The sequence below is a fragment of the Mesorhizobium sp. B3-2-1 genome, from assembly GCF_006439515.1.
Taxonomy (GTDB): Bacteria; Pseudomonadota; Alphaproteobacteria; order Rhizobiales; family Rhizobiaceae; genus Mesorhizobium.
Genome location: NZ_VFTI01000007.1, coordinates 94,358 through 107,205 on the forward strand (window position 1 = coordinate 94,358; position 12,848 = coordinate 107,205).

Consider the following 12,848-nt stretch of genomic DNA (forward strand, 5'->3'; position numbering starts at 1 on the left):
GCGTCTGAATGAAAAATCGGGCTTTTACACGGCGTTTCCAAGCCGTTTTTTCAACAGTCTTGCGAGCCGCCTATTCCGCTGCCTCGCGATGCACCTCGATGCCGGCCAGATACTTTTCCGCCTCGAGCGCGGCCATGCAGCCCAGCCCCGCCGCCGTCACCGCCTGGCGGTAGATATCGTCGGTAACGTCGCCGGCGGCGAACACGCCAGGCACGTCGGTGCGCGTCGAATCCGGCGCTGTCCACAGATAGCCGTTCGGCTTCTGCTTCAGCTTGCCGGCGAACAGCTCGACCGCGGGCGCATGGCCGATGGCCACGAAGACGCCGTCGATCTTGAGATGGCTCTCGGCGCCGGTCACGGCATGCCTGAGCTTCAGCCCTTCGACCGAAGGCGGCAGCGGTGCCTTGCCCGGACGCCCGGTGATCTCGTCGACGATCGTGTCCCAGATAACGCGGACATTGTCCTTCTTCAACAGCCGCTCGCGCAGGATGCGCTCGGCACGGAAGTCCGAGCGCCTGTGGATGACGGTGACACTCTTGGCGAGGTTGGACAGATAGAGCGCCTCCTCCACCGCCGAATTGCCGCCACCGACCACCGCGACATCCTTGCCGCGATAGAAGAAGCCGTCGCAGGTGGCGCAGGCGGAAACGCCGAAGCCCATGAAGTCCTGCTCGGTCGGAATGCCCAGCCACTTGGCCTGCGCGCCGGTGGCGATGATCAGCGCATCGGCCGTGTAGGTCGTGCCGGAATCGCCCTTGGCGCGGAACGGCCGCACATTGAGGTCTACCTCGGTGATGATGTCGTTGATGATGTCGGTGCCGACATGCTCGGCCTGCTTGAGCATCTGCTCCATCAGCCACGGCCCCTGGATCGGATCGGCGAAGCCGGGATAGTTTTCGACATCCGTGGTGATCATCAGCTGGCCGCCCTGCTGCAGACCGGCGACGAGCATCGGCTTCAGCATCGCACGCGCGGCATAGACCGCCGCCGTATAGCCGGCCGGACCGGAACCGATGATGAGAACGGGCGCATGCTTGGTGATCATTTGGAGCCTCTGCGGGGCGGACACGAGTGTGCCAAAGACGTGGAAATATCGCGCTTAATGTAAGGGCTGCCAGCCACGCCAGCAAGACGAACGCGCCGTCGTCCCCGGAAAGCTTCAACCCATGCGGATATTCGCGCGTCGAGCGCTTTCGTTACCTCCCCTAAAATCGCGTCGACGAGGGCTGGCTTCGACACAAAAGTCGTTTAATTACAAAATCGCGAAAGATTCTTGCGCCACACTGATCATCGAGAACCCAATGCCGCTCAAGGCCGACCTCGACGCCATCGACTGGAAGATCCTGCGTGAGCTTCAGTCGGACGGGCGCATGACCAATGTCGAGCTCTCGAACCGCGTCGGTATTTCGGCCCCGCCCTGCCTGCGCCGGGTCAAGCGGCTGGAGGAGGCAGGCATCATCCGTGGCTATCGCGCGCTGCTCAACGCGCCGGCGCTCGGCCTCGATGTCGTCGCCTTTTGCCTGGTCGGGCTGCATCACCAGGCAGATGCCGAACTGCGCATCTTCGCCGAGCGCACGCGCGGCTGGCCGATCGTACGCGACGCCTGGATGGTGTCGGGCGAGTCCGACTTCCTGCTGCATTGCGTGGCAAGCGACCTCGGCGCCTTCCAGACCTTCGTCATCGAGGAACTGACCTCGACGCCGAACGTCGATACCGTGCGCACCGCGCTCACCATTCGCCGGGTCAAGGACGAAGGCCTGGTCTCGTTCGAGCGCTCCTGAGTCTGGGTGAGCGCCCGTGCGCCGACGAATTCCCGACGTTCGCCACACCGGTGCCGCGTTGGTGTTCGAAAGACGCTGATATACAAGGCTGAACAGCTCTGCCGGATTTCACTGCTTGACTGGGCGCTTGACTGGTTTCTCAAGCAATTCCAGGAAAAATGTGTAACGGTTTTCCGCCCGGAATTGCTTGAGAACAGATGGCACGAGCAACATGAATTCCGGAAGAATCCGCCATGGGAAGGGGACCATGACCCGTTTTGCAAGCCCGGTCTCGGCGCTCATCATCTGCGTGAACGAGGCCGACATGATCGGCCCGTGCCTGGAGAGCATCGATTTCTGCGCGGAGATCATCATCGTCGATTCCGGCTCGACGGACGGCACCGTCGAATGCGTGAAGAGCTATATCGCCAAGGGCTATCCGATAACGCTGCTGCACAATGACTGGCCGGGATTCCCCCGCCAGCGGCAATTCGCGCTCGACCATGCCAACCAGCCCTGGTGCCTCTCGATCGACCCGGACGAGCGTGTCGACGACCGGTTGCGGCAGTCGATCGTGGCCATCACCCAGGCGGCCGGCGGCAAGGCCAGCGGATGGTACATGCGCCGCCGCGACTGGCTGAAGGGCTACGGTTATGCCCATCGCTGGGTGCTGCACAACAGGCTGCTCAGGCTTTTCCGCCGCGAAGGCGCCACCATGGATCTCACCGCGCGGGTCCATGAATCCGTTCGTGTGCCGGGCGAGACCGACACGATCGAAGAGGGTGTCTTGCTGCATCGCCGTGAGATATCGGTCGAGGAGGATCTTGCCCGGGCCAACGCCTATTCCAGCCTCAAGGCGGTGACGCTGGTCGAGAAGGGCAAGAAGCCCGGCCTGGTGCGGTTGGTGCTGTCGCCGTTCGGCAACTTCCTCAAATTCTACCTGGCCAAGCGCTACTTCCTGTGCGGCCGCCATGGCTTCGTCTACTCGATGTCGGTGATGATCTATTCCTTCGCCACCGAGGCCAAGCTCTACGAAGCCTCGCAGCGCAACGACCAGGCGTAGGCCTATGATCCGAGCGCGTCGATGGCAGCGAGCAGGCCGCCGAGATCGTGGTCGTCATGCAAGCGCCTGATAGCGAAGCCAGGCTGAAGTGCCGCCTCACCGTCGACCAGCCAGCCCTGTGCCAGACCCGCGCGTTGGCCCGCCTGCATGTCGGCCAGCTTGTCGCCGACCACCAGGGAGCGCCGGAGATCTAGATCAAGGCGCCTGCCCGCCTCGATCAGCATGCCAGGATTGGGCTTGCGCATCGGATGGTCCGCTATGGCAAGCGGCCCGACGCCCGCCTCGTGATAGGCACAGGCCAGAACCATGTCGACGGACACACCTTGCTCGTTCAGAAGATCGAGCACGCGGCCGTTGACCGCCGCGAAAACGTCCCAGCCGAAATAGCCGCGCGCGATGCCCGACTGGTTGGTCACAACAACGACCGGGATTCCGGCCCGGTTGGCGGCGGCGATCGCCGGCAGCATCTGCGGCCTGAGCTCGATCTCGGCCGGATCGCTGGGATAGTCGGTATCGACATTGATGGTGCCGTCACGGTCCAGCAACAGCGCCGGTGAGCGCGCCGGGAAAACCCGGTCGCCGATCCGCTCCACCCACAGGCCCGGTTCGGTCAGTGGGTGCGGCTTCCCGATCCTGTCAGCCATTCGACAGGCGCGCTTCGACCACTTCGCACAGATGGTGATAGAGGCACAGATGCCCCTGCTGGATGATCGGCGTCGAGGTCGAAGGCACGTTGAGCAGGATGTCGCAGAGCGGCTTGAGCTTGCCGCCGGTGTCGCCGGTCAGGCCGATCACGGTCATGTCCATCATGCGCGCCTGCTCCGCGGCGGCCAGAATGCTCGGCGAATTGCCGCTGGTCGAGATCGCCAAAAGCACGCCGCCGGTCGAGCCATGCGCTTCGACCTGGCGCGAAAACACCGTGTCGAAACCATAATCATTGCCCCAGGCGGTCAGCACCGCGGCATTGGCCGGCAGTGCGATGACATTGTAGGCCTTGCGCTCCTTGAGGAAGCGCCCGACCAGTTCGCCGGCGATGTGAATGGCGTCGCTGGCCGAGCCGCCATTGCCGGCGATCAGGAAGGCCTTGCCCGACGAAAGCGCCGTCACGACGGCGCGCGCCGCCCGCTCCATCTCGCCGGTCAGGTCGCGCTCGACCATAGCTGATATGGCGGCCGCCGAGCGGACCAGATAGTCGTTCAGTTCAGACATGAAACCCTCAATTGGTGCTGCCGCCCGCGCGCATTTTGCCGATGGTGCTGGTGGTGCTCTTGCCGGCGACGAGATCGACCAGCACGACGCGCCCGCCCGCCTTCTGCACCACATCGGCACCGACCACAGTGTCGATCGTGTAGTCGGCGCCCTTGACCAGTATGTCGGGCAGAAGCGCTTCGATCAGCGCCAGCGGCGTGTCCTCCTCGAACACCACCACGGCGTCGACCGAGGCGAGCGCGGCGAGCACGCAGGCGCGATCATGCTGGTCGTTGACCGGGCGGCCCGGCCCTTTCAGTCGGCGCACGGAAGCATCGCTGTTGAGGCCGAGCACCAGCCGGTCGCACTGGCTGCGCGCCGCGTGCAGCAGGCTGACATGGCCGGCATGCAGGATGTCGAAACAACCATTGGTGAAGCCGACGCTCAGCCCCTCCGCCTTCCATGCCGCCACCATGCGCGCGGCCGAGGCCGCGTCGAGGATGGCGTCCTTGTGCGCGGTCGGACCATGCGAGCGGAACAGCGCACCGGCGAGTTCCTCGACGCTCAGCCGCGCGGTGCCGCGCTTGCCCACCACGACGCCGCCGGCGGCGTTGGCGATGGAGGCCGCGGCGACAGGATCGGCGCCGGCGGCAAGCGCCAGCGCGAAGGTCGCGATCACCGTGTCGCCGGCGCCCGAAACGTCGAACACCTCGCGCGCCTGGGTGGCGATGTGGCGTGCCTCATCGGGGCCGACCACGCTCATGCCCTTTTCGCTGCGTGTGGCGACGACGAAGTCGAAGCCGTGCGCCGAAATCAGTTCCCGCGCCGCCGCAACGATCTCGTCATCGGCGAACACCGCATGGCCGACGGCCTCGCCAAGCTCCTTGCGGTTGGGCGTGACGGCGGTCGCACCCGCATAGCGCGCGTAGTCGCGGCCCTTTGGGTCGACCAGCACCGGCTTTCCCGCCTCGCGGCAGATGGCGATCAGTTCGGCGGCGACGCCGTCCAGCAATATGCCCTTGCCGTAATCGGACAAGATGACGATGTCCGCCTGTTTCAACGCGTCCCGGAAACGGCGGCTCAGCTCCGCCCGTTCCGCCTCGCCGAGCGGCTTGATCTCTTCTTCGTCGAAACGCAGCACCTGCTGGTTGAGCGCGCTGAAGCGGCTCTTCGACGAGGTCATGCGGCCGCGCTGCTGCACAAGCCCAGCCGTGTCGGCGCCGAGCTCGCCCAGCATCCGCGCCAGGCTGTCGCCGGCGGTATCGGCGCCGATCACCGAGACCGGAATGGCGCGCGCGCCAAGCGAGACGATGTTGGCCACGACATTGCCGGCGCCGCCCATCGCCGAAGTCTCGCCGCGCCCGTGCAGCACCGGGATCGGCGCTTCCGGCGAGATCCGCTCGATGACGCCATTGACGAAGCGGTCGAGGATGATGTCGCCGACCACCAGCACGGCGACGTCGCCGAAGCGCGCGATGGCGCGGTGCAGTGGCTCGGGAGAAGGCGGATTGTGATTGATCATGTCATCTGCCACGCGCGGGAAACGCCGATCTCAGATAGGTCGAAACACCAGATTTGCGAGGCCGGCCGGTCATGCCTGCCGATATACCGCAATTCGGCACAGCGCAACGCCGGGGGCGGAGGCAAACCCTGACAGGTCAGGTTTTCTGCAGGGCGACGTGGACGCCAAGTCCGACCAGCACCGCGCCGCCGGCCCGCTGCACCAGGCGCTGCGCCCGGCTCGAACGCCGCAGCCGGCCGATCACCAGGCCGGCCAGGAACACGCAGACGATGTCGGCCGAGGAGAACATCAGGTTGACGATGGTGCCCAACACCACGAACTGCAGCCAGACCGGCAAGGCCGCCGAGGCATCGATGAACTGAGGCAGGAACGCCATGAAGAAGATCGCGGTCTTGGGGTTGAGCACCTCGACGGTGATGCTCTCGAAAAACGCCCGGCGGGCCGATTTGCGCTCGATCGTGGGCAGAGCCACGTCGCCCTCGACGCGCTTGCGAAACAGCGAGACACCGAGCCAGATCAGGTAAAGCGCGCCGACCAGCTTGACCGTCATGTAGAGCGGCGGCACGGCGTGGAACAGCACGGACAGGCCGGCGGCAGCGGCAAAGACATGCACATAGCCGCCGAGATGGATGCCAAGTGCCGCCGTCAGCCCCGACCAGCGCCCCCGCGCCATGGTCTGCGCGGCGGCGTAAAGCATGGCGGGACCCGGAATGTAGGCGAAGATCGCCGTGGTGGCGAAGAACGCGATCAGCAGTTCGGTCGACGGCATTTTTTGTCCCCTGTGATCCCGTCGGCGGCGAACCGACAAAAGCGGCAGCTTTGCGGCGCCACTGTGACGCCTGTCTCGCCGCCAGGCAATCGCTGAGATTTCGCTCCATCACCTTCCTACAGGCGCTGCCCCTCATCGCCCTGCTGGGCACTTCTCCCGTATAGTGACGGGCAGAGGATGCCGGCAGGCAGGTGAGGGGCGGCGCCAAGTTCGGTGCTCTACATCACGGCTATGCAACCTGCTTTGTCGACAGCCCGATCAGCCTCCCTTATAAGGACCGGAATCGCACGCAACCAGAGGCCTTCATGATCATCGTCACGGGCGGCGCCGGCATGATCGGCTCCAACATCGTCGCCGCGCTCAACGCCGAAGGCCATGACGACATCCTGGTCGTCGACGACCTCACCGACGGTCACAAGATCGCCAACTTGGCCGATTTGACGATAGCCGACTATCTCGACAAGGACGATTTCCTGGCCCGCATGGAGGCCGGCTCGCTCGGCCGCATCGAGGCGGTCTTCCACCAGGGCGCCTGCTCGACCACCACCGAGTGGAACGGCAGGTTCATGATGGAGGTGAACTACGCCTATTCGAAACGGCTGCTGCATGCCTGCCAGGCGTTGCGCGTGCCCTTCCTCTACGCCTCCTCCGCTTCGGTCTATGGCGGCGGCGCCGAATTTCGCGAGGAGCCGGCGCTGGAACGGCCGCTCAACGTCTACGCCTATTCCAAGAAACTCTTCGACGATTATGTCAGGCGCACGATCTTCGACAGCGATCATTCGCAGGTCGCGGGGCTGCGCTACTTCAATGTCTATGGCCCGCGCGAGGCGCATAAGGGGGCCATGGCCTCGGTCGCCTTCCATCTGTTCAACCAGGTCGAGCGCGGCGAAAATCCGAAACTGTTCGGCGCTTATGATGGTTTCGGGCCGGGCGAACAGAGCCGCGACTTCATCCATGTCGGCGACGTCGCCGACGTCAATCTATGGCTATGGAAGCGTGGCGCGAGCGGCATCTTCAACTGCGGCACCGGCCGCGCCCAGCCGTTCCGGGCCATCGCCGAAACGGTTATCGACACGCTAGGCAAGGGCGAGATCGAGTTCATACCCTTCCCCGACCATCTCAAGGGCAGCTACCAGAGTTTTACCCAGGCTGATATGTCCCGCTTGCGCGCGGCCGGCTATAACGGGCAATTCCGCACAGTAGAAACCGGCGTCAGAGACTATGTCGAATGGCTGAAAGCCCAACGATCCTCGTGATCGGCCCACGCTGGGTGGGCGATATGGTGATGGCGCAGTGCCTGTTCTCGGCGCTGAAGGAACTCCATCCAAACGCCGCGATCGATGTGCTGGCGCCGGCCTGGGCGGCACCGCTGGTCAAGCGCATGCCCGAAATCCGCCAGCAGATCGATTTTCCGCTGCAGCCCGGCGCGCTCGAATTCAGCCATCGCCGCCGCTTCGGCCGCCTGCTGCGCGGCCGCTACGACATGGCTTACATCCTGCCGGGCAGCTGGAAGTCGGCGCTGATCCCGTTCTTTGCCCGCATTCCGCGCCGTTTCGGCAATCTGCGCGAATTGCGCTATGGCCTTTTGACCGACATCGTGCCGCTGCCCGATGCCGTGAAACGGCGCACCGCTCAGGCCTATTTCGGGCTCGCCCAGGGCGGCAGTTTCCGCGCGCCCCGGCTGACCGTGGAGCAGAAAAACCAGGCCGCCCTGCTCGACCGTTTCGGTCTGGCGCCGCGGGAATTCGTGGCCCTCATGCCCGGCGCCGAGTTCGGCCCTGCCAAGCGCTGGCCAAGTGAAAGCTATGCCGGACTTGCCCGCGAATTCATGGGCAAAGGCTTGAAGGTCGCCCTGTTCGGTTCGAAGAACGACCGCGATGTGACGGCGGAGATCGCAGCCCTTGCCCCGGGCGTCGTCGACCTCGCCGGCCAGACGCGGCTGGAGGATGCCATCGACCTGATCGCGGCGGCCAGGCTCGCGGTCTCCAACGACAGCGGCCTGATGCATGTCGCGGCCTCCGTCGGCACGCCGATCGTTGCCGTCTATGGCTCGACCTCGCCTGAAAACACGCCGCCGCTGGCGGAGCGGCGCGAACTGGTCTGGCTCGGCCTGTCCTGTTCGCCCTGCCACCGGAAAATCTGTCCGCTCGGCCACCTCAACTGCCTGAAGACATTGGAAGTCCGGCAGGTCGCCGCAGCGGCCAATCGGCTGCTGGAACTTCCGGCCGCTGCATGAAGGTGCTGATCGTCAAGACCTCGTCGATGGGCGATGTCATCCACACCTTTCCGGCACTCGAGGATGCCTGCCGCGCACGGCCCGATATCGCTTTCGACTGGTGCGTGGAGGAGGCGTTTGCCGGCATTGTCGCCCTGCATCCGGCGATCGGCACCATCCACACGGTGGCGATAAGGCGCTGGCGCAAGAACCTTTTCGACACATACACCTGGCGCGAGGCGGCGGCCTTGCGCCGAACCTTGCGCGAATGCCGCTACGATCTCGTCATCGATGCGCAAGGCCTGCTGAAGTCGGCCCTGGTGGCACGGCAGGCGCGTGCGCCGATCGCCGGATTCGACCGGCCGAGCGCGCGCGAACCCTCGGCCACGCTGTTCTACGACATCGCCTACGCCGTGCCGCGCAAGCTGCACGCCATCGAGCGGACAAGGCGGCTGTTCGGGCTGGCGCTCGGCTATCGGCCCGATCTTTCGACGCTCGACTCCGGCATCGTTGCGCCGGCGGGCACGATCGCGGCCATCGACGGCAAAACCGCCTTCCTGCTGCACGGCACCAGCCGTGAGGACAAGAAATGGCCGGTCGAGGACTGGATCGAAACCGCCCGCCTGCTGGTCGAGCGCGGCCTGACGCCGGTCACCACCTGGTCGAACGAACGGGAGAAGGCGGTGGCCGAAGCGATCGCCGGGGCCGTGCCGTCCACGGTCGTGCTGCCGAAATCGCCGCTGGCCGACGTCGCCGCCATCCTCGGCCACTCGACGCTGGTCATCGGCGCCGATACGGGATTGACCCACCTCGCCAGCGCCTTCGGCCTGCCGACGGTGGCGGTATTTTTAGCGACGGAGCCGGGTTTGACCGGGCCACGTGGGCAATATGCGTCGACGCTGCTGGCCGCGCCGGGGGCGCGTGTGATGCCTGAACAGGTGGTCGCGGAGGCGGAGCGACTTTTAGAGCTCAGCCGGATAAATACCGGGAAAGACTGACTTTTCGATCGAACGATTGGCAGGGTTGGCGCCGCCCCTCATCTGCCTGCCGGCATCTTCTCCCCGTATAGTGACGGGGAGAAGGGGCTGAAACACACGGTCAGCGCCAGCCACTGACAATTGGCGAAATCATCGGCGGCAGCCTCTTTCTCCCCGTCACTATACGGGGAGAAATGCCCGGCAGGGCAATGAGGGGCGGCGCCAACCTCGCGCGAATAGCGCCTGTCAGCGCGGAGCCGCGCCCAGCCGAAGCCCTCAGATAAACTGCACCCGAACGATCTCGTACCCGCGTGCGCCGCCAGGCGCGTTGACCTCGATGGCGTCGCCGACTTCCTTGCCGATCAGCGCACGCGCGATCGGCGAAGAAATCGAGATGCGGCCGGATTTCACGTCGGCTTCCTGGTCGCCGACGATCTGGTAGGTCTTCTTTTCCTCGGTGTCCTCGTCGACCAGCACCACGGTGGCGCCGAACTTGACCTTGTCGCCGCTGAGCTTGGTGACGTCGATCACCTCGGCGCGCGCGATATAATCTTCGAGTTCGTTGACGCGGCCCTCATTGAGGCTCTGCGCCTCTTTCGCTGCATGATATTCGGCATTCTCGGACAGGTCGCCATGCGAGCGCGCCTCGGAGATCGCCTCGATGATGCGCGGCCGCTCTTCCTGCTGGCGCCAGCGCAGTTCTTCCTTCAATGACGCGAACCCCTCGCCTGTCATCGGGACCTTGTTCATAGTGCCTGACCTTTCCTGCCGCCGCCCCCGCGTTTCGGGGGAAGCCTTGTCGTTGGGTACAAAAAGAAAACGGTCCGGCAGCCTCGGGCTAACGGAACCGTTTCACCGCAATTTCCCTGAATATAGCAATCTTTGCGGGCTTTTCACGCTCAAAAATCGGTTTTGTTAAAATCATCCCTTCTTTTGTCAGCCAAGTGGCTGGCGAACAAAAAACGGCCGCGATCGCTCGCGGCCGCTTCGAGAAACCATGGAGGCCCGATCAGCTTCTCATGAAATGTTCGATCTGCTCGGACAGCATGCCGTATTCGCGCGAACCCTTGCCGGCGCGCTTTTCGATCTCGGTCAGCTGCTGCTGGGCGCCTGCCAGGTCGCCGATCTGCAGATGCGCCTCGCCGAGATATTCGCGTACCAGCGTGTAATTCGGGTCGATGCGCAGCGCTTCCTCGTAATAACCGAGGCCGACGGTGACGCGGCCGGAATGGCGGTGCGAGTAGCCGAGATAGTTGAGGATGCGCGGATCCTGCTTGTTGGCGGCAAGAACGAGAACCGAGATCGCCTCGTCATAGCGACCGGCCATCGCCAGCGCATGGCCCGCATCATAGATGCTGTCGTCGTCCAGCATGCCTTCCTTGGGCGGCACGCATTTCTGCTTCTTCTTATCCCAGACCTCGCCCTTTTTGCACTGGGTGACAGTCTGGTCGCTGCCACCGCTGCTGCCGGCGGCAAACGCCGGCACGGCAAGGAACTGCAGGGCGACAAGCGCGCTCGCCGCCTGGATCAGCACTCTTTTATGCATGGAAAACCTCCTGAGGGTGTGACAATGCAACACTAACGCCGAGCGGTCCGCGTTTCATCCCGGAAAAAGCCCGTCTGGAGAACATGAGGTGACGGATGCCGCAAATCCGGTATCATCGCCTCGAATGAGACTGAGCCACGGAGAGGGCCCGTGCAGCGGCGGCTTGAAAAGGACTGGGATCTTACCATCGGCCCCGACACCGTGCGGCTGTTCATTCTCAAGGCCAAGGCGCTGAGTGCGGCCGTCAACGAGGACTATGCCGACGGCGCCGAACACGAGGTCGAGTTCGACGGCGACGGGCATGACAACCACCACCATGACGGCCTTGCCGAGGAAAGCTCGGAAAACCTCACCGAGGAAGAGCTGCGCGAGCTGATCAACGACCTCAATGTCGACGAGGCTGCGGAGCTGATCGCGCTGGCCTGGGTCGGCCGCGGCGACTACGACGCTTCGGAATGGGCCGAGGCGGTGACCGCGGCGCGCGAGCGGGCCAACAAGCGCACGGCTAAATACCTGCTCGGCATGCCGCTGCTCGCCGACCTGCTGGAAGAGGGACTGGAAGCGATCGGCGCGTAACGCAGAGGTAACCGATTGTGATCGGGTCGAAGCGCCTGTCCAGGCAACTTCCAGCCGACCGGCGCCGTTTGTGGGTGATGGCAAAGCTGAGCTTTTCCCGTAATTGCAGGATTGCATTGGCCATGGCCTTCACGGCTCTGCTGGTCATGCCGGCCGACGCCAAACATCGTTACAAACACCACAAGTCGCTGACCCCGCGCGTGGAGCAGCCGCTGACTCAGCGGGCCGATCAGCCGCTGAAACAGCGAGGCAAGCGGCAGTTGAGAGCGCGGGCCAGGCAGCATCTGACGCCAAATCCGGCACCGCTGAAAACGCAGGATCCTCGGCCATCCGCCGATGTTCCGGTGCCCGAGCCACGTCCGGCGGCCGCTCCAAAGGTAGACGCTCCGAAGCCGCAAGATCAGAACACTGAAGGCCCAAAGAGCGGCGGAGCGCCCGATCTGCCCAAGGACGAAGAGGCCCATCGGAAAAGCCTGACACCACCCGAACCACCAGCCGAAACGGAAAGCGAGCCCGAGCCGCCAGCCGTGGTGCCAATACCGACGCCAAAGCCCGGCACCACGACGCCCGAGCCTCAGCCGCCGGCCGTCGCCCCGCAGCCGACGCCAAAGCCGGCGGACGCGGGCGACGAGGAGAAGATGCTGCCCGATCCACGCTCGGCCGCTCTTCCCGCAGATAAGATGCCGGAGGAGGAAGTCGCCTGCCGCGAGCGCCTGAAGACGCTCGGGGTCGAATTCGAGGAGCACAAAGCCGAAAGCAACCCCGAAATCGGCTGCTCGATCCCCTATCCCATCGTGCTGAAGTCGCTTGGCAAGTCGATCGCGATTTCCCCCGGCGCCGAGCTCAACTGCCCGATGGCCGAGGCGGCGGCGCGTTTTGCCGCCGACGTCATCCAGCCGGCGGCAAAGGCCGAATTCGGCGCCGACCTGAAGTCGATCGGCCAGGCGTCGGCCTTCGTCTGCCGGCCGCGCAACGGCACGCGCAAGCTGTCGGAACATGCTTTCGGCAACGCGCTCGACATTGCCAGCTTTACGCTATCCGACGGCAAGACGATCGAGGTCGGGCTGGCGCCGCCGGAAAAGGACGCCAAATTCCTCGACGCGGTGCGCAAGGCTGCCTGCGGCCCGTTCAAGACCGTGCTCGGCCCCGGCGCCGACGCCGACCACGCACTGCATTTTCATTTCGATCTCGAACCGCGCCGGCATGGCGGTACGTTTTGCCAGTGAGCGGAA

At 64.5% G+C, this 12,848-nt stretch carries 14 protein-coding genes; 7 read left to right on the plus strand and 7 right to left on the minus strand.

The features are described 5' to 3' along the window. Positions 1 to 70: 70 nt before the first annotated feature. Positions 71 to 1,045, minus strand: coding sequence for a thioredoxin-disulfide reductase (gene trxB / locus FJW08_RS09695; protein WP_140759512.1), 975 nt, complete (start codon positions 1,043 to 1,045; stop codon positions 71 to 73). 256 nt (positions 1,046 to 1,301) lie between these two features. On the opposite strand from trxB, the gene FJW08_RS09700 reads away from it, so the two are divergent. Continuing rightward, positions 1,302 to 1,781 carry an Lrp/AsnC family transcriptional regulator gene (locus FJW08_RS09700; protein WP_023770207.1) on the plus strand — a complete coding sequence of 160 codons (480 nt, stop codon included), beginning with the start codon at positions 1,302 to 1,304 and terminating at the stop codon, positions 1,779 to 1,781. A 247-nt stretch (positions 1,782 to 2,028) separates the two neighbouring features. After that, the gene (locus FJW08_RS09705; RefSeq protein ID WP_140810319.1) at positions 2,029 to 2,823 is read left to right on the plus strand and encodes a glycosyltransferase family 2 protein; all 795 of its coding nucleotides are present in this window, start codon (positions 2,029 to 2,031) and stop codon (positions 2,821 to 2,823) included. A 2-nt stretch (positions 2,824 to 2,825) separates the two neighbouring features. On the opposite strand, the gene gmhB is transcribed toward FJW08_RS09705, so the two are convergent. The 4 genes from gmhB to FJW08_RS09725 form a co-directional block, all read right to left on the minus strand. Then, positions 2,826 to 3,467, minus strand: coding sequence for a D-glycero-beta-D-manno-heptose 1,7-bisphosphate 7-phosphatase (gmhB, locus tag FJW08_RS09710; RefSeq protein ID WP_140810321.1), 642 nt, complete (start codon positions 3,465 to 3,467; stop codon positions 2,826 to 2,828). Beyond that, positions 3,460 to 4,032, minus strand: coding sequence for an SIS domain-containing protein (locus FJW08_RS09715; protein ID WP_140810322.1), 573 nt, complete (start codon positions 4,030 to 4,032; stop codon positions 3,460 to 3,462). The genes gmhB and FJW08_RS09715 overlap by 8 nt, the downstream gene beginning before the upstream one ends. A gap of 7 nt (positions 4,033 to 4,039) precedes the next feature. After that, positions 4,040 to 5,533, minus strand: a complete 1,494-nt coding sequence (gene rfaE1, locus FJW08_RS09720; RefSeq protein ID WP_140810323.1) for a D-glycero-beta-D-manno-heptose-7-phosphate kinase — start codon at positions 5,531 to 5,533, stop codon at positions 4,040 to 4,042. A gap of 136 nt (positions 5,534 to 5,669) precedes the next feature. Further along, the gene (locus tag FJW08_RS09725; protein WP_140810324.1) at positions 5,670 to 6,302 is read right to left on the minus strand and encodes a LysE family translocator; all 633 of its coding nucleotides are present in this window, start codon (positions 6,300 to 6,302) and stop codon (positions 5,670 to 5,672) included. Positions 6,303 to 6,607: 305 nt separating this feature from the next. On the opposite strand from FJW08_RS09725, the gene rfaD reads away from it, so the two are divergent. The 3 genes from rfaD to waaC are packed head-to-tail and all read left to right on the plus strand — an operon-like array spanning position 6,608 to position 9,515. Next, a complete protein-coding gene (gene rfaD, locus FJW08_RS09730; RefSeq protein WP_140759495.1) occupies positions 6,608 to 7,558 on the plus strand; it encodes an ADP-glyceromanno-heptose 6-epimerase in 951 nt (316 codons plus the stop codon). Continuing rightward, positions 7,531 to 8,538, plus strand: coding sequence for a lipopolysaccharide heptosyltransferase II (gene waaF / locus FJW08_RS09735; RefSeq protein ID WP_140810325.1), 1,008 nt, complete (start codon positions 7,531 to 7,533; stop codon positions 8,536 to 8,538). Before rfaD ends, waaF begins: the two co-directional genes overlap by 28 nt. After that, entirely contained in the window at positions 8,535 to 9,515 is a 981-nt protein-coding gene (waaC, locus tag FJW08_RS09740) for a lipopolysaccharide heptosyltransferase I (RefSeq protein WP_140810326.1), read from the plus strand. The genes waaF and waaC overlap by 4 nt, the downstream gene beginning before the upstream one ends. A gap of 255 nt (positions 9,516 to 9,770) precedes the next feature. On the opposite strand, the gene greA is transcribed toward waaC, so the two are convergent. Further along, complete coding sequence (gene greA / locus FJW08_RS09750) at positions 9,771 to 10,244, minus strand: transcription elongation factor GreA (RefSeq protein WP_140759483.1); 474 nt, start codon at positions 10,242 to 10,244, stop codon at positions 9,771 to 9,773. A gap of 259 nt (positions 10,245 to 10,503) precedes the next feature. Beyond that, positions 10,504 to 11,040: a tetratricopeptide repeat protein gene (locus FJW08_RS09755; RefSeq protein ID WP_140759480.1), complete on the minus strand. Its 537-nt coding sequence runs from the start codon at positions 11,038 to 11,040 to the stop codon at positions 10,504 to 10,506. Positions 11,041 to 11,190: 150 nt separating this feature from the next. On the opposite strand from FJW08_RS09755, the gene FJW08_RS09760 reads away from it, so the two are divergent. Together FJW08_RS09760 and FJW08_RS09765 are read left to right on the plus strand one after the other, a co-directional pair. Continuing rightward, complete coding sequence (locus tag FJW08_RS09760; protein ID WP_140759477.1) at positions 11,191 to 11,616, plus strand: DUF3775 domain-containing protein; 426 nt, start codon at positions 11,191 to 11,193, stop codon at positions 11,614 to 11,616. Positions 11,617 to 11,816: 200 nt separating this feature from the next. After that, entirely contained in the window at positions 11,817 to 12,842 is a 1,026-nt protein-coding gene (locus tag FJW08_RS09765; protein ID WP_181182891.1) for an extensin family protein, read from the plus strand. The last annotated feature ends 6 nt before the right edge of the window (positions 12,843 to 12,848 follow it).